The sequence below is a fragment of the Paenibacillus sp. FSL H8-0332 genome (assembly GCF_037963835.1).
GTDB lineage: Bacteria > Bacillota > Bacilli > Paenibacillales > Paenibacillaceae > Paenibacillus_AQ > Paenibacillus_AQ rhizoplanae.
This window is the reverse complement of the sequence record NZ_CP150145.1, coordinates 6,692,429-6,709,184: the sequence shown is the minus strand read 5'-3', so window position 1 is coordinate 6,709,184 and position 16,756 is coordinate 6,692,429. Positions and strand designations below refer to the sequence as shown.

14 protein-coding genes are annotated in these 16,756 nt (G+C 53.4%); 9 read left to right on the top strand and 5 right to left on the bottom strand.

Annotation, left to right across the window (positions count from 1 at the left end):
- Positions 1 to 3: 3 nt before the first annotated feature.
- On the top strand, positions 4 to 144 hold the full coding sequence (locus NST43_RS29180; RefSeq protein WP_339220862.1) for a hypothetical protein: 141 nt from the start codon (positions 4 to 6) through the stop codon (positions 142 to 144).
- A 17-nt stretch (positions 145 to 161) separates the two neighbouring features.
- Here NST43_RS29180 and NST43_RS29175 read toward each other — a convergent pair whose 3' ends face one another.
- A complete protein-coding gene (locus NST43_RS29175) occupies positions 162 to 638 on the bottom strand; it encodes a DsrE/DsrF/DrsH-like family protein (RefSeq protein WP_076080972.1) in 477 nt (158 codons plus the stop codon).
- Between the two features lie 241 nt (positions 639 to 879).
- Between NST43_RS29175 and NST43_RS29170 the strand changes: the two genes are divergently transcribed.
- Complete coding sequence (locus NST43_RS29170; protein WP_339220859.1) at positions 880 to 1,980, top strand: GGDEF domain-containing protein; 1,101 nt, start codon at positions 880 to 882, stop codon at positions 1,978 to 1,980.
- A 46-nt stretch (positions 1,981 to 2,026) separates the two neighbouring features.
- On the opposite strand, the gene NST43_RS29165 is transcribed toward NST43_RS29170, so the two are convergent.
- The 4 genes from NST43_RS29165 to NST43_RS29150 all read right to left on the bottom strand — a co-directional run bounded on the left by NST43_RS29165 (position 2,027) and on the right by NST43_RS29150 (position 7,954).
- Positions 2,027 to 2,350 (bottom strand): hypothetical protein, encoded by a 324-nt coding sequence (locus NST43_RS29165; protein ID WP_339220857.1) that lies wholly within the window; start codon positions 2,348 to 2,350, stop codon positions 2,027 to 2,029.
- Positions 2,351 to 2,433: 83 nt separating this feature from the next.
- On the bottom strand, positions 2,434 to 4,578 hold the full coding sequence (locus tag NST43_RS29160; protein ID WP_339220855.1) for an EAL domain-containing protein: 2,145 nt from the start codon (positions 4,576 to 4,578) through the stop codon (positions 2,434 to 2,436).
- A gap of 260 nt (positions 4,579 to 4,838) precedes the next feature.
- The gene (locus tag NST43_RS29155) at positions 4,839 to 5,462 is read right to left on the bottom strand and encodes a GPR1/FUN34/YaaH family transporter (protein ID WP_036692138.1); all 624 of its coding nucleotides are present in this window, start codon (positions 5,460 to 5,462) and stop codon (positions 4,839 to 4,841) included.
- Between the two features lie 122 nt (positions 5,463 to 5,584).
- Positions 5,585 to 7,954, bottom strand: coding sequence for an EAL domain-containing protein (locus NST43_RS29150; protein ID WP_339220852.1), 2,370 nt, complete (start codon positions 7,952 to 7,954; stop codon positions 5,585 to 5,587).
- 171 nt (positions 7,955 to 8,125) lie between these two features.
- On the opposite strand from NST43_RS29150, the gene NST43_RS29145 reads away from it, so the two are divergent.
- The 7 genes from NST43_RS29145 to NST43_RS29115 all read left to right on the top strand — a co-directional run bounded on the left by NST43_RS29145 (position 8,126) and on the right by NST43_RS29115 (position 16,752).
- On the top strand, positions 8,126 to 9,049 hold the full coding sequence (locus tag NST43_RS29145) for a prenyltransferase (protein WP_339220850.1): 924 nt from the start codon (positions 8,126 to 8,128) through the stop codon (positions 9,047 to 9,049).
- Between the two features lie 75 nt (positions 9,050 to 9,124).
- Entirely contained in the window at positions 9,125 to 9,868 is a 744-nt protein-coding gene (locus tag NST43_RS29140; protein WP_339225555.1) for a DUF6081 family protein, read from the top strand.
- 32 nt (positions 9,869 to 9,900) lie between these two features.
- A complete protein-coding gene (locus NST43_RS29135; protein ID WP_209989227.1) occupies positions 9,901 to 10,854 on the top strand; it encodes a 1,4-dihydroxy-2-naphthoate polyprenyltransferase in 954 nt (317 codons plus the stop codon).
- A 14-nt stretch (positions 10,855 to 10,868) separates the two neighbouring features.
- Complete coding sequence (locus NST43_RS29130) at positions 10,869 to 11,864, top strand: Gfo/Idh/MocA family oxidoreductase (RefSeq protein WP_209989224.1); 996 nt, start codon at positions 10,869 to 10,871, stop codon at positions 11,862 to 11,864.
- Between the two features lie 196 nt (positions 11,865 to 12,060).
- On the top strand, positions 12,061 to 12,861 hold the full coding sequence (locus NST43_RS29125) for an ABC transporter ATP-binding protein (RefSeq protein ID WP_339220847.1): 801 nt from the start codon (positions 12,061 to 12,063) through the stop codon (positions 12,859 to 12,861).
- Positions 12,854 to 14,518 (top strand): hypothetical protein, encoded by a 1,665-nt coding sequence (locus NST43_RS29120; protein ID WP_339220845.1) that lies wholly within the window; start codon positions 12,854 to 12,856, stop codon positions 14,516 to 14,518. The genes NST43_RS29125 and NST43_RS29120 overlap by 8 nt, the downstream gene beginning before the upstream one ends.
- 224 nt (positions 14,519 to 14,742) lie before the next feature.
- Positions 14,743 to 16,752 carry an EAL domain-containing protein gene (locus tag NST43_RS29115; protein ID WP_339220843.1) on the top strand — a complete coding sequence of 670 codons (2,010 nt, stop codon included), beginning with the start codon at positions 14,743 to 14,745 and terminating at the stop codon, positions 16,750 to 16,752.
- Positions 16,753 to 16,756: the final 4 nt, after the last annotated feature.

Here is a 16,756-nt window from a genome sequence, read left to right as displayed (position 1 = left end):
TGAATGCTCTATCAATCAGACGGATTCCGGCAGGCTCTGGTGCTGCGCAAGGCAAGTATCATGCGGGCCGTAGCCTCCGCGTACCCGCCGGGCGTAACCAATCCGTCTTCGTCAGCCTCAGTATATGCCCGGTGGCGTAATTAGGTTAAAGCCCATATCCCTCAGATAAAGAGCTGGATATCGCTCTCCAGCGCATCCTTCAGATATGCGGCGGCATCGATAATCTCCACCTCGGGCAGCAGTTCCTCCGGCTTGAAGCCCATGATCTCCACCGAGAGCTTGCAGGCGTAGAACTTGATGTTCTTTTTGCGCGCCCCCTTCAGAAAATGTATCAGCTTCGGTGCCCCCTGGTCCTCCATCATCTCCTCCAGCATCAGCTTGCCAAGCCCGCTGAAGTTCATCCGCGAGAGCGGCAGCTGCTCCGGCCCCTTGGGAGTAATGACGTCCATCAGCTTCTCGTAGATACTCTTATCCTCTAGCGTCATAGTCTCCGGGTCCCGGACGAGAAACAGCCCCCAGAACGAGAAGAACATCGTAACCTCCACCTCAATATCCCTGGCCGCATTCGCCAGAATCAGCCCGGCCATTGCCTTGTCATACTCCCCGCTGAACATCAGCAGATTCAGTTTTTTGCCCATTCATCAGCCCTCCATCGGTATCCATAGAATGTCATTAGTATGGTTGTGGAGAGGGGAAATATGCCTGCGAAAATGTCAAGCTGCAAAATCCTAAAGTTAGGAAGCGTTGAGCAATGTGGTTCTTATACTGGCTATAGGAAATGATGGGAAACGTCCGGAAATGGATGTATAATCTAGGAAAGCTGCAACAGGTGACGGAATTCAGTTAATAAGGACAGGATGGGCTGGTGGGGATAAAGATATGACAGCTACTATTGTTGAGAATACCCTTGGTATATTTTCATTATGCTTGACCATCAGCTTTGCGAAGAAGAATAACGTCGTTAACCGTCAAAAAACCAAAATTTATTTGTGTGCGGCGGTTACCACCATTGTTTTGCTGTTGTTGGAGACCGGAACAGTCTATCTTGGGAATAACAGTAGCGCAAGCTATGTAATTCCGCACCGGATTATGAATAGTCTGGGCTTTTCTCTTAGCCCCCTTGTGCCCTTGCTTTTGCTTTATCTAAACAGGAACAGCAAGCGTAGTGTCCTTAGTAGCCTGCTGCTGTGGACACCGCTCCTTATTAATGCATGTATATGTATGCTTAGCTACCGGACAGCTTGGGTTTTTGATGTAGATGCCACAGGCCATTATATACGCGGGAGCTTCTTTATGTTGCCGGCAATCGTAAGTACGTATTATGTTATTGGGCTCACCATGGCTCTTCTGAGAAATCACGCAGGATACGAACAGGAGGATAACAAGGTATTAATCCTCATTTTACTCGTGCCTGTCCTATGCATGGTGATCCAAATCATGTATGCCGATATCATCGTGATATGGGCAAGCGTCGCAATATCCCTGTTGATGTACTATGTTTATCTGCGTGAGCTGCAGTTTACTTATGATGCACCTACCCTGATCAAGAATCGTGCTGCATTTGAAAAGGCTATAGAACATTACGGAAATACCAGCGAGCAAGTGGTGGTTGTGGTCATAGATTTGAATCAATTGAAGACAATCAATGACTGCTTTGGACATACTGCCGGAGATGAAGCCATTCTGGATTGTGCAAATGTCATTAAACAGAGCTTCAAGGGCATCGGAAGCCCCTTTAGAATCGGCGGTGATGAATTTTGTGTGCTGTGCAAGGATATACCAGCGGCGGAAGTGGACAGGGCTTTGAATGAGCTCGATCATGCAGCCAAAGATATCAACAGCAACCGGGTATTCCCTATTGTGCTTGCGTATGGATACTCTGTTTTTATTACAAGGGGCCGGGATAATATTCATACTGTTTTTACGTATGCCGACAAGGCAATGTACGAGCACAAGTCCAAGCTCAAGACTTCTGTATAGTAACAGTACAGCATATTCGATGCTTGAATTCACTTCATATCGCGGGTTATTCTTTATTGTTCTCCTGCTGATCTGCTGCAGACTGAGCCTGGCGGGCGTTGTCATAGCGGCGGGCGGACAGCCAGATGCTGCCGGTGAACAGGACGATCAGGCCCAGGATGATGCCGAAGCGCCAGTCCCCGGCCTTGAAGTTGAGCTGAAGGACGGTAAGCACCAGGGCGACCTGGGTCCAGACGAGGGTCCGTTTGCGGAAGGCAGTAATGTCTCCGGCCATCTTTGGCATGCCTCGGATAATGCGGTACGCCAGGAGGGCGAGGATCAGCGCAAAGAGGGCGGTTCCGGCCATTTCGCCGGTAGTCAATGTATTCATGGTCTCATAATCCTTTCGGGTTAACATCGAATTAAGCTAATTATACCGATCCTCCATTCCGCGTGCAAAGAGGCTTGCCGGGCTCAGGAAGCCAGCTTGCGGATCTCATCGGCAGGCAGCGGAGGGTAGAACAGGAACCCTTGGATATGCGGGCAATTGTGCTGCAGCAGGAAGGCCAGCTGCTCCTGCGTCTCGACCCCTTCGGCAATCAGGTCATAGCCAAGCTGGGAAGCGACGAAGACGATGGATTTGATGATGGTTTCATCAATGGAGCTGACGCCGATGCCGGTGATGAAGGTGCGGTCAATTTTGATTTTGTTCACGGGAAAATGCTTCAGGTAATTCAGCGATGAATATTTCGTCCCGAAATCATCGATGGAGACGATGATCCCGTGATCGCGCATCTGCTGCAGCAGCGGATAATGCTCCTCCAGCAGCGCGGTGCTCTCGGTAATCTCGAATTCCAGCACATCGGTATCCAGCCCGTACTCCTCCAGCACGGCGAACAGATTCTCAATCAGGTTACGGTTGTAGAACCAGCTATTGGAGATATTAATCGAGGTCCGCAGCAGCGGCATCCCCAGGCTGCGCCACTCGCAGAGCTGGCGGCACACCTCACGCAGCACCCAGTCGGTCAGCTGGATCATCAGTCCGGCTTCTTCGACGGCGGTGATGAATGTCCCCGGTCCAATCAGCCCCTTCTCGGGGTGATTCCAGCGGATCAGCGCCTCCATCCCGATCATTTCCCCTGTGACGGCATTGATCTGGGGCTGATAGTAGAGCACGAATTCTTCCCGCTCCAGGGCGGAGTGCAGATATTTGGCAATCATCGTCTTCTGCTCCAGCTTCTCGCGCAGCTCCCAGTCGAAGATGAAGTAGTTGGTGCCCTCCTGTAACTTGGCCTGGTACATCGACATATCGGCGAATTTCAGCAGATCGTCCGTATTTTGCGAATGCTCGGGGTACAGGGAAATGCCAATGCTGGTGGACAGGCTCAGATGAGCTCCGGCGATCAGGAGGGTCTGGGAGATCAGCGTGCTGATCCGCTCGGCGATCACAGGAATATCCGTGTGCGGCAGGCCCGCGAAGATCATCACGAATTCATCTCCGCCGGTACGTGCGAACAGCTTGAAGGGCAGGCTCCCGGATTTCAGCCGTCCAGCCAGGGTCTTGATCACCTGATCCCCCGTAGAGTGGCCGAGCGTATCATTGATCTCTTTGAACCGGTTCAGGTCGAAAAAGAATAAGGTATAGGTCTGCGTCGGCTCCGAGCTCTGCAGCAGACGCTCGAATTCGTCCATGAAGAAACGCCGGTTGGGGATCTCCGTCAGACTGTCGTAATGTGCAAGCTTTTCATAGAGACGCTTGGAAATCCGCAGGTCACGGGTCCGGATGCTGACTACCCGCTCCAGTTCACGGTTAAAGCGGCTCTGATACCAGAAGATATAAAGAATGAAGGCAATCACCAGCAGAAAAGCAATATCGATCCACAGCACGCTGAGCAGCACCTGCCATTTCTTGTGGGCGGGCAGGGAAATACCCATCAGCCAATGCTGGTTGTAGGTGTTCACGGGAACGGTAAGCTGCGGGTCCTTCGTATGGGGTTCATTGCCGAACAGGAAGGTATTATCCTTGGTGGTGACATATATATTGTTGTCCTTATACACAAGCTGGTTAACGATATTATCTACCTTCACGGTGACGGAGACGATGCCCTCCAGAGAATTGTTCTTATAGATGGCCTGCCGGATCACCATGCCATAGCCGCCCTGGGCAAGTGTGCGCGGACCGTCTACTGTAATGCTGCGGGAACGGAGCGTTTCTTGGATCATGCCGGGAGAGGCCAGGGAGGAATCCAGCAGCAGGCTTCTGCCTATCAGTGACGAATTGCCTTCAAGAGGGTAGAGGTAGCGGATCAGACCGTCCGGAGCGATCATGATATTGGTGACGTTGCCGGTGTTCTTGGCGTGTGCGGTGACCAGGTAGTTATGGATCAGCGCAGGATCGGCATCGAAGCCGACGGTTTGAATAAAGGAGCTGACCCCTTTCACAATGGCCACTCTCTCTTCGATGTTCGAAGCCAGCATGACCGCCTGGGAGGCCAGATCGGCCTTCACGGCTCTGTATTCCCGGGCCAGGGAAACGGAATAGTAATAGAACAGGCTGAGCTGCAGAGCGATAATGAAGCCAATGATGATGGTTAAAGGCTTTTTACTAAGGAAAGCCATAGATTGCCCCCGATACCGGAAAAATGAAAGCCGCAGATGTCAAAGCTTATGAAAAGCGGTTCCTAGACCGCAGAAAAATGTCGATATATGTCGTTAATGTTTCTATAGCATGTCATTTTTATCGTATTTGCGCAAGGGGATTCCTAACAAAAAACGCTTGAATCCAAAAACGGATAAACACCGTCTGCATAAAGGGGCAGTAAGTATTTATCCGGGCTTTTGGAAAGAAGGGGATGGTTGACCGGCTGTAAGGCCGGATGCTATTTTTTGAAGATGCCTAGCGGGGCACCAATGGGCAGGAAGGTACGTCCGAAGTGGGCATTGAGCACAGATGCGCCGCAGCCGTAGAGCGATACGATACCGATAGCCATTTCCGATACGGCAGCCAGCTTGTGGAAGAATTCCGCAGCAACGCCGAAGGCATCCATCGAGAGGCCGAGGAACAGGAAGTCGATGAGGATGAAGATGATCAGCAGCACACGGTTAGCCTCAACGGCGCCGAGCGTCATGAAGAGTGTGAACACAAGATATCCTGCAAAAACAAATCCCAGCTGCTTGGGATCAACGCCCTCTGCCAGCACTGCACCGAACACACCGAGCTTGATCAGCCAGCTTGCCCCCATGCCGAACCAGAAGAACGCATAGGCGCCAAAAGCGGTCATGCCGAAGGTGTTGTTGTGCTTGGCATCCTGGATGGATGCGAATAGCTGGGCGAAGGCTCCGAGGAAGATGGCCCAAGGAATACAGTAGCTGAGACCTGTTGTGATTTCGAGCTTTTGTGAAGAAGCGACCAGGGTAACGATGGCTAGTCCGAACAAGCCGATGGCGCTGGGGTCGGCGGTAACAATTTTGACGGACTGAGCGGTGTGAGGTTGAGCTGACATGACAATGAAAGCCTCCAATTTTCATAAGTGTACGCATAGGATAACAGCACCCTAAGGCGGGTGCTGTTATCAGCCTGCCTATCATATCATATCGTCAGTAGCTTGCCTATAAAAGAAGTGTCTTATCGTCTGGTGTAATAACTCCCCTGCTCCAGAAAAGAATAAAGGGCCTGGGCCTGAAGCGGCCTGCTGATATAGTATCCCTGAAGCTCGTCGCTGCCCAGCTCGCACAGCATATCAAATTGCTCTCTCTGCTCAATGCCTTCCGAGACCACGCGTAGTCCCAGGTTATGGCTCAGCTCGATAATCGCCTTGACGAGTACATCCCCCTGAGCCTCCCGTGACATCTCGGAGATGAAGGAGCGGTCAATCTTGATCACATCGACCGGAAAGCGGCGCAGATAGCTGAGGGAGGAGAAGCCGGTGCCGAAGTCATCCAGTGAGATCCGGAAGCCATGGGCCCGAAGCTGCTGCAGTGACAGGAAGATGCCATCCCCGGAGACGAGCACGCTCTCCGTAATCTCCAGCTCCAGACTGGAGGCCGGCAGCTCATATTCATCCAGCAGCTCTAAGAGCAGCTCCAGCAGGCCTGGCTGCATGAGCTGTAGCGCGGAGATATTTACCGCTGCGGTAAGCTCAAGACCCCGGCTGCGGAATTCGCGCATATCAGCGCAGACCTGGCGCAGCACCCAGCTGCCGATGCCGACAATGGAGCCGCTGCTCTCCGCCAGCGGAATGAATTCAGCCGGTGAGATGTTTCCATAGCTTGGACTATTCCAGCGCAGCAGAGCCTCCACCTTGGATACCTGGAATTGTCCTGTGCTGACAATCGGCTGGTAGTGCAGCTCGAACTCGTTCCCGGCGGCAGCGGAGAGAAGCTGCTGGGCCAGCACTTTTTTACGGCGGATACCTGCTTCGAGATCCTCTGAATACTGAAAAATGTTATTGCGGCCGGTCTCCTTGACATGGAACATGGCCAGGTCTGCCTGCTTGACCAGATAATCGGCGTCTTCCCCGTTCTGCGGATAAATACTGATGCCGATGCTGGCGGTATTATATAGAAGATGCCCCTTGATCCGGTGCGGCATGGAGAGGGCTTCCTGAATCCGGGAGAGCTGCCGGGCAATGCTGTCTTCATCTGGAACATCGTAGAGCAGGATGGTGAATTCATCCCCGCCGAGACGGGAGACCACATCATGCCTGCCGACAACCTGTGTGATGCGGAAGGCAGTCTCCTTCAGGATGGCATCGCCGAAGTCATGGCCCAGGGTATCGTTCACCGTCTTGAAATGATCCAGATCAATGAAGACCAGCACGATCTGGCGGTCACTTCCCTTGACGGCGGCAATTGCTTCATTCAGCTTGTCAAAAAACAGCGAGCGGTTGGGCAGCCGGGTCAGCGGGTCCAGCATCGATTGCTGCCGCAGCTCATCGTGGGTCTGCTCCAGTGAATCAATCATCCGGTTGAATTCGACCTCGACTTCGCTGAATTCATCCTGCCCGGAGCTGGGAATCCGGATGGACAGATCCTTGCTGCTGCCGATCATACGGATGTTGCGTACCAGAGAAGACATCCTTCTCAGAATAAACCGGTTGACGAAGAGTATGCTGGAACCCAACATTAACATAATAGAGATGAAATAGAACATTCGGAAGGTGGAGAGCGACTTCATCCCGCTGTTGTAGAACTGGCGCGGCTCCTTCAGGGTGAGGACCATTCCCGGAGCATCGAACAGGTCGTCTAGCAGGGTATGAATGGACATTTGCCCGCCTGAGACAGGGCTGGTCCAGATGCGTTCGCCTCCGCTGTCCGCAAGCAGGGGGGTGGAGAGGCGCGACATCTCCATCGTGGACAGGGTATCCTCCCAGAGCTGTGCGATCCCGTCCTGGTGCAGCATCCGTCCGGCAATGGCCGTTCCGATGACCGGCTTGTCCTTGCTGCTGTTAAGAATAGGGGTAAGGGTAATTAGCATAGTCCCCTTGTCCAGATTAACGAAGCCGCTCCGGCTCTCGCCGGGAGTTCCCGGCACAGGCAGACGGCTTCTGATCAGCTTGATTAGCGTTAGCTGTTCCTGGGTTAACGGGGTGACTGTTCCTGCCGGCAGATCATAAGATCCGCCGTACAGCGGTTGTCCGCCCAGATCCAGCAGGGCAATCATATCGAAATGATTCATTGGATAAGTAGTCGGTTCAAGGCTGCTGCGGATGAAGGCGGCAGCCGTACTGCCGGAGTCCGCAGAGCCGGTAGCCGCTGCGGTCTCTATGAATTGATAGGTTTCATCCCGGACAGCAACATCCAGCAGCCCGGTTCTCAGCTTCTCCAGCTCTTGATGATAAGCAGCAACAGCCTTGCTCAGGTTGCGCTCCAGCTCTGCCTTGTCCAGCTTCTCGAAGCGGTTCAACAGAAACACGTGAAGCATCAGATAGGTGGCGCCAATTCCGAGGATAGCGACAAAACTAATGAAGATGATTATTTTTTTACGGAGTTTCATCTGATCCCCTTCATTATTTAAGAGTTAATAGGAAATAAGTACCATCCATAATAGTGTACCACGATTAGGGAATATTTTGCAGCGTAAATCTGCCCAAAGTGTCGAATTTTGATGTATAATAATTTAATGATAATCATTATCAAATAATTATAAAAGGAGATATTTCTTGGCATGATGGAGAAGTGGACCATATTTAAGAAAGCCTCACGGTTTGGAGTGATTCCCGTTATGCTCATACCGGTTGTCCTGGGAACGGTCGGGGCATATGTATGGCAGGGAGTATTCCATCCGTTTTTATTTGTGATAACGTTCGTCGGAGCGGCTGCGGCCCATTTATTCTCCAATATGGTGAATGACTTGTGGGATTTCCGCAACGGAACCGATACAGAGGCCCAGCATACTCCTGGAGCCATCTCTACGAACTCCGGATTTCTGTCCGGGGGCGTCATGCGTGAGTCGCTGTTTGCCCTGCTGACCTGGGGGCTGCTGGCTGTTGCGGCTGGCTGCGGTCTGCTGCTCAGCCTGTATAGCGGCTGGGAGATTCTGTGGTTTGTGGCCGGAGGGGCGCTGATTGCTTATTTCTATGTGGCGCCGCCGCTGCGGTTCGGATACCGGGGCAAGGGCTACAGCGAGCTTGCGATCTTCCTGGCCTTTGGATTAATGCCGGTGCTGGGCGCTTATTTCGTTCAGACCGGAGCGTTCAGTCTGAAGCCTGCGCTGCTGTCGCTGCCAAGCGGCCTGCTCACCACCCTGCTGCTGTTCAATCATCACTTTCTGCACTGGAGAGCTGACAAGCAGGCTGGAAAGCGCACACTGGTCGTGGTATGGGGGGAGCGCAGGGCGCTGATCTTCTCACAGGTACTGCTCTACATCTCTTATGCTTCGCTGATTGCATGTGTGCTGCTTCATATCTTGCCGGTATATGCGCTGCTCGCTCTATTGACGGCTATTGCACCGATACGGATCTACCGCAGCCTCCAGCCGGAGAACCCTTCGGAAGCCTACCTGCCGCTCATGGGTGCTTCACAGCGCGCATCCGTACGCTGCGGGGTGATCATGGCGGCAGCGCTGCTGATCCAGGGTCTATTCTACTAATATAAGCATTGATACATGACTACATTACAGAAAGCGGGAGAATTCATGGACAAGCATCTGCCAGCGAACAAAGATATGCCTGCTGTACAGGGCAAGCAAACGGTAATCGGGAATTTCCATACGATTCTGGAGGAAGGGAAGGTCTGGCAAACCGGCGGCTTCAAGCTGCCGGACGGCTCGTTCTGGGCGTATCGTGAGCCGGAAGCGGTGGTGATCGTCCGTAATGATCATCTGTATGTGCGGGCTCAGCTGAGCCGCCGTCATGATCAGGTGCAGATTCTGGATAATGCCAAGCATATGTATTATTCCGCCCAGCCGGTAGACATCCCGGAGGAAGGTGAAATCCGCTTCGAGCTGCAGATCCGCGCCCGCACGCAGGGCACTGCTCCGGGGGATCTTTATGACGGCTATGTGTCGCTGAATCTGCTGGACTTCACCACAGGCGCTGCGCTTGATTTTTTCGCTGGTAACGACAAATACGCCAGTGTGTACGGAATCCTTCCGTTCCCCGGGGTAACCGTACCCGAGACAGGGGGAACCAAATACTTCTGTATTTTCAAGGAGGATACGGACTTCAAGCCGCGCGAATTCAACACGTACGCCATCACCTACCACCGGGGCAACAATGAAGCTGTCTTTTATGTAAATGGTAATGAAGTGCGGCGCGAGCGGAATGTGCCCGTGAAATTCAATAGCTTCACCATTGCTCTGGGCATCATGACGGAGAAGGACCTGACCCCGGAAGGCAGCGTGTCGGCGCACGGACAGACGGTTATCGCAGAATGGTCGCCGATTACTATTACAACCACCGCACAGTAACGTGCCCATATGACTGATAAGGATGAATGGCCGTGAATATAAGAACTTTCTTCAAGTTTGTCGAGCTGCCGACGAAGGTCGCCAGTATGCTCCCGCTGCTGCTGGGAACGCTGTATGCCCTGTACCGGTTCGAGGATTTCTACATCCTGCGCTTCGTGCTGATGCTGGTATCCCTCTTAAGCTTTGATATGGCGACAACAGCGATCAACAACTATTATGATTTCAAAAAAGCCGCCAAAACCCATGGCTACGGGTATGAGACCCATAATCCGATTGTCCGCTTCAAGCTGAAGGAGTCTACAGTGGTGGCGCTGATCGTCATTCTCCTTGTGCTGGCGGCAGGCGGGGGCATTGCCCTGGTGTTCCAGACCGGACTGCTGGTATTTCTGCTCGGGGGACTCTCCTTCCTGATCGGCATCCTGTACTCCTTCGGACCGATCCCCATCTCGCGGATGCCGCTCGGGGAGCTGTTCTCCGGGCTGTTCATGGGGTTTGTTATTATTTTTATCTCGGCTTATATCCATTCGGATCAGGCGGTGGTCACTCTGCTGCTGAAGGGGGAATGGATCAGCCTGCATATCAATTTCCTTGAGGTGCTGTATCTGTTCTGGTTCTCCGTCCCGGCTATTCTAGGTATTGCCGGAATTATGCTGGCGAACAATATTTGCGATATCGAGGATGATATCGACAACCGCAGATACACGCTGCCGGTGTACATCGGACGGGAGAATGCGCTGCTGCTGTGGAGGCTGCTGTATTATGTGTCTTTTGCCGATCTGATTGTGCTGGTGCTGCTCGGAGTCCATCCGGTGCTGGTTCTGCTGCTCCTGCTGACCCTGATTCCGCTGCGCCGCAATATTGCACGCTTCTATCAGGAGCAGCATAAAGGCACGACCTTCATCCTGGCGGTGAAGAATTTCGTGCTTATGAGTGCGGCAAGAATCCTTGTGCTGGGTATAGCTGTTATATGGGTCACACTAAGATAAGGAAGGTGATAACTATGGCAGAGAAGCTTCGCTGGGGAATTATGGGCTGCGCGCAGATCGCTACAGGCTCGGTAATGCCGGCTATCCAGGAGTCCGAGACCGGGGTAATTCATGCAGTTGCCAGCCGCGGACTCACGAAGAGCAGTAGCGTAGCCGCCGAATTCGGCATTGAACGGGCCTATGGCAGCTATGAAGAGCTGCTTGCCGACCCGGAGGTGGATGCCGTCTATATTCCGCTTCCGAATCATCTCCACTATGAGTGGGTGATCCGTGCGGCTGAAGCAGGCAAGCATATCTTATGTGAGAAGCCGATTGCGCTGAACAGCCGTGAGGCGGCGGAGATGATAGAGGCCTGCCGGAAGGCGGGAGTGCACTTGGCAGAGGCCTACATGTACCGCCATCATCCGCGCATCAATGAGCTGCAGGTGATTATCGCCAGCGGCGAGATTGGTGCGGTGCGTTCCATCCGCGGCACATTCACCTACAACGATGCTACGGATACCTCCAACATCCGCTTCAACGCTGCCTGGGGAGGCGGATCACTCTATGATGTCGGCTGCTACCCGCTCACAGCCGCGCGGCTGCTGTTCGGTACAGAGCCGGAGGCCGTAACCGTGCACGCGCTGTTCTCGCCGGAGCATGATAATGTAGATATGATGGCCTCCGGGCTAGTGGAGTTTCCCGGCGGGAAGAGCCTGATCTTCGACTGCGGGATGTGGGCGTACAACCGTCAGCTGCTGGAGGTGCTCGGTACGCAGGGACGCATTGAGATTCCGATGCCGTTCAATGCGAGATTCGATGATGCGGAGTTCTTCGTGTACGGCGGCGGAGAGCCCCGGCGAGTCGAAGCCTTCGGAGCCAACCCGTACGTCCAGCAGGCTGACCATTTCGCTACGGCGGTCTTCAGCGGCAAGCCCTGGATTGCGGAAGAGGACCCGCTGCTGAATATGAAGCTGATCGAGAGCTGCCTGGAGTCAGCCCGGAGACGTGAGCGAATCAGCCTAAGGTAATTATTTTTCATGATGTAGCATAGCAAATTCATCAAGAGTAGCCTAAGGGCTGCTCTTTTTGCTGTTTTCGGATCTATGCAGAATTCCCGCTGCGATAAATCACAGGAATCAAGTGCTAAAATTTGCTAGAATAGGGTTAATGGTACTTTCTGTTACTGGAACGAAGAGTATGCTTACCGAAGGGAGAGAAACGTCAATGGGCTTATCGGAAGAGCCGGTCATTTCAATTGAGGGCTTGTGGATGAATTACAGTGACCGGATGGTGCTGCGGGGGATTGATCTGAATGTCTACCGGGGACAGATTATCGGTTACATCGGACCCAATGGTGCGGGCAAAAGCACTACCGTCAAGATTATGCTCGGGCTGGTGGAGGGCTACAACGGGACCATACGGATTTTTGGCAGGGATATCTCGGACGGAGATACGGCGTATAAAAGAAGGATCGGCTACGTGCCAGAGGTGGCGGAGCTGTATGACAGCCTGACGGCGCGGGAGTATCTGACCTTCACCGGTGAGCTGTATGGACTGAAGCAGGCGGATGCTGATGACAAAGCGCGGATGCTGATAGGACTGCTGGGCATGGAGAAGGCCTATGATATGCGGATTGCCTCCTACTCCAAAGGAATGAAGCAGAAGGTGCTGCTGATTGCCAGTATGCTGCATGACCCGGATATTCTGTTCCTGGATGAGCCGCTCAGCGGGCTGGATGCCAACAGTGTAATGGTGGTTAAGGAGATCTTCGCCACGCTTGCGGCCAGGGGCAAGACGATCTTTTATTCCTCGCATATTATGGATGTGGTCGAGAGAATCAGCAGCCGGATCATCCTGCTGGATGGAGGCGTGATTGTAGCCGATGGAACCTTCACACAGCTGCGGGAGCAGAGCCGTGAGGGGTCGCTGGAGGAGATTTTTAATCAGCTGACCGGGTTCGATCAATACAGGGATATCGCCAGTGAGTTCGTGGCCGTGATTGGCGAGGGTGCGGCGCATGACTGAATTCCGGATTCTGAAGCTGCTTGACCGGGTACAGTGGATCTTTAAGGGCCTGGGAGCCGATTATGCGCTCATGCGCCGCATTCTTCAGGTCAAGCTGACGATGGATGGCAGGCGGACACCTACCCTGTTCTCCGGGTCACAGAATTCCAAGCTGGAGATGGAGGGCTCCGCCTTTAGGATACAGTGGATCTATCTGCTGCTGGGGCTGATGCTGATCGCCATGGTTGTGCCCAGAGATCATCATATGCTGATGATGAGTCTGCTGTTCAGTATAGTGATGTTCCTGATCACCACGACGCTGATCTCCGATTTCTCGACGGTGATGCTGGATTTACGCGATAAGAATATCCTCTTCTCCAAGCCGGTGGACCGCCGCACACTGAACATGGCCAAGAGCTTACATATTCTGATCTACCTGCTGACCTTAACACTGACCTTCACCGGCCCTTCGCTGCTGTTCTCTCTATTCCGGCACGGGCCGGGCTTCTTCTTCGTGTACGCGGCTGAGATTCTGCTGATGGACGGCTTCATTCTGGTGTTCACGGCGCTAATCTATCTGCTGATCCTGAGGTTCTTTGACGGGGAAAAGCTCAAGGACATCATCAACTATGTACAGATTATCCTGTCTGTGGCAGTAACTGTCGGCGCGCAGCTGGTTAGCCGGATGTTCAATCTATCGGCGCTGGGCCTGGATTTCACTCCCGCCTGGTGGCATTTCCTGCTGGCTCCGGTCTGGTTCGGGGCGCCGTTTGAGCTGCTGGACGGCGGAACAGGAAGCCGGGCAGTGATTATTCTGACGGCGCTCTCTGTAGTGGTGCCTGCCGTGATGTTCGCCGCCTATATCCGGCTGATGCCGCTATTTGAACGCAGCCTTCAGAAGCTGGCTGAGCATGGCGCAGGGGGCCGGGATAGCGGGTGGCTGGCCCGGGTGCTGTCGGAGATTGTGTGCCGGAACAAGGCCGAGGCCGTATTCTTCCGCTTCACCTGGTCGATGATGAAGAATGAACGCGAGTTCAAGCTCCGGGTATATCCGACCGTCGGCTTCTCGATGATTTTTCCTTTTATCTTCATCTTCAATCAGGTATGGAGCGGCGATCTGGCCGGGGTCAGAAGCTCCAAGTCCTATCTGTTCATCTACTACTGTGCACTGCTGCTGATGACAGTCGTACAGATGATCCGTTACTCGGCCAGCTACAAGGGGGCATGGATCTACCAGGTGATTCCTTTGCCGGGCAAGGGGCTGGTCTACCGGGGAATGCTGAAGGCAGCGGTCGTGAAGCTGCTGGTTCCGCTCTTTCTGCTGGAGGCGGCGGTGTTCATCGCGCTTATGGGCCCCTGGATTATTGCAGATATGATAGTCGTTCTGCTTGCTCTGCTGCTGTATGCCGTTATTTGCTTCCTTACGTTCCCGAAGGCGCTCCCGTTCTCGGAGAAGTATGAGGCCACCCAGCGGAAGGAATTCACCGGCAGCGCTTTTGTACAGTTGTTCATTCTGGCGGGGCTGGCCGGAGTGCACTATGTCTTCACCCTGATTCCTGCGGGAATATACATCTATATGGTAATTCTGGTAGCTGCAAATGGCTGGATCTGGCACAGGGTCTTCCGGCCGGACCTGCCGCAGGACGGCAATTTTCCAACCCTCCGCGCAGGCGGCTGAGGCCAAATATGGACAATTTTTGCCGGTGTTCAAAAAAGGGTCCAAGTTCCAGTATTTACTTAGACAGCCCGGCAAATACAAGGTAAAATACAGCTGAAGTAAGTTTTCAGAGAATACCTGTAATCTTTATATACTCTTCCATTTATCCGCTATTCGTATATTGATTTTACCTTCAGATAGACACTGAAACGACGCTGATACTATAACCGGTGAAGAGGTCAACTATGGATCAAATGGGAATCCACAATAATATCTGGATTGTTTTACTATCCTATGCGCTTGCTGCCGCCGCAGCGTACTCCGCGCTTAATCTGATTTCTCAGGTTTCCCATTCCGCGGGCCGAGTCAGGCGTCTCTGGCTGCTCTCGGGTACCTGTGTGCTTGGAGGCGGTATCTGGGCGATGCATTTTGTCGGCATTATGGCCAGCCGTCTGCCGTTCAAGGTCAGCTACCATCCGGGGATGGCTGCGCTGTCTCTGCTTATTGTGCTGTCCTTCTGTTATGCAGCCCTTCAGATTGTGACGGCTCCCCGCCAGAGAAGTTGGCGGTTCCTTACGGCCGGCGGCATACTGGGCGGCGGGATATCGTTCATGCATTATGCAGGAATGTCCTCCATGGAGATGGAAGCCAAGATTCATTACAGGATGGTGGATCAGGCTGTATCCGTACTAATTGCCTTTACCGCTTCTTACATCGGAGTATTAATGTTTCGCAGATTTAAGGATCATACAGGCTTTAGCCGCTGGAAGCTGTATTCGGCATTGTTCATCGCCCTGGCGGTTACCGGTATGCATTATACGAGTCTGAGAGCAAGCGACCTGCACAATTACAACTGGCAGGCGGCCGCGCCCATGCTGCTGGAGACCGATGTGGTGCTCCTGACGGGGATTTCACTGGTTACCCTGTTTGTGCTGGCGATCTCCGGCGGTACCGTTTTTCTGGACAGGGATGTCCTGGAGCGCATGGCCTATCATGACCCGCTCACCGAGCTGCCGAACCGGCATGGGCTGGAGCGCTACTTCAAGGATGATTTCTTCGGCGGGATCTCGGGTGCTGTGTTTTTTGTTGATCTGGACCGCTTCAAGTCAATTAATGATACGCTGGGGCACGATATTGGAGACTTGCTGCTGCGCGAGGTGTCTGCCAGGCTAACCTGCTGCGTGGGCGGGCAGGGGAAGGTGTTCCGGCTTGGCGGCGATGAATTCCTGATAGCGCTGCCGGATTGCGCCGTCGTGGCGGCGGAGGAAGTGGCACAGCATATCCTCCAGGAGCTTAAGAAGTCATACAGCATTGAAGGCAATGAATTGTACGTGACTGCGAGCGTGGGAATCAGCATGACTCCGGCGCACGGCACCGACCGTTCGGCGCTAATGAAAGCAGCCGATACGGCGCTCTATACCTCCAAGGATTCGGGCAAGAATAAATTCAGTGTGTTCGATCTGGAGATGAACCGTCACCAGGTACGGCGGATGTCACTTGAGAAGGATCTGCGCAAGGCGCTGGCCCGCTCGGAATTCATGGTGGTCTACCAGCCCAAATGGGATTCGCTGCTGAATGTCACCGTGGGGCTCGAAGCGCTGCTGCGCTGGAGACACCCGGAGCATGGCGTCATCTCTCCGGGAGAGTTCATTCCGATCGCCGAGGAGACCGGCCTGATTGTCCCTATTACATACTGGATGCTGCATGAGGTGTGCGGACAGAATATGCTCTGGCATCAGGCGAAGGTTGCCAGTGTAGCAGTCTCGATCAATATGTCGGCGCGGATGTTTGAAGGCGAAAGCCTGTATGAGGTAGTGGAAGAGGCGCTAACGCGTTCGGGCCTTGCGCCGCATTTCCTTGAACTGGAGATTACCGAATCGATTGCGATGAACAATATGGAGGAGACGGTAGCCCAGCTCTCCAAGCTGCGGGAGCTGGGGGTGCGGGTATCCCTGGATGATTTCGGAACCGGTTTCTCTTCGCTTGGCAATCTGGATGAGATTCCGGTCAACACCCTTAAGATTGATCAGGTCTTCATCCGCAAGAGCAAGATGCATTCCAAGAAAGCGATCATCAGCAACATTATTGCCATTGCCAGCAATCTCAACATGGAGGTTGTGGCCGAGGGCGTGGAGACTACGGAGCAGATTGAGCTGCTGCAATCGCTGGGCTGCCGGGTGATGCAGGGCTTCTATTACGGACGTCCGATGCCGGTTAAAGAATTGGGCCAATGGTTTATTGAGAATACGGCCTAATGTG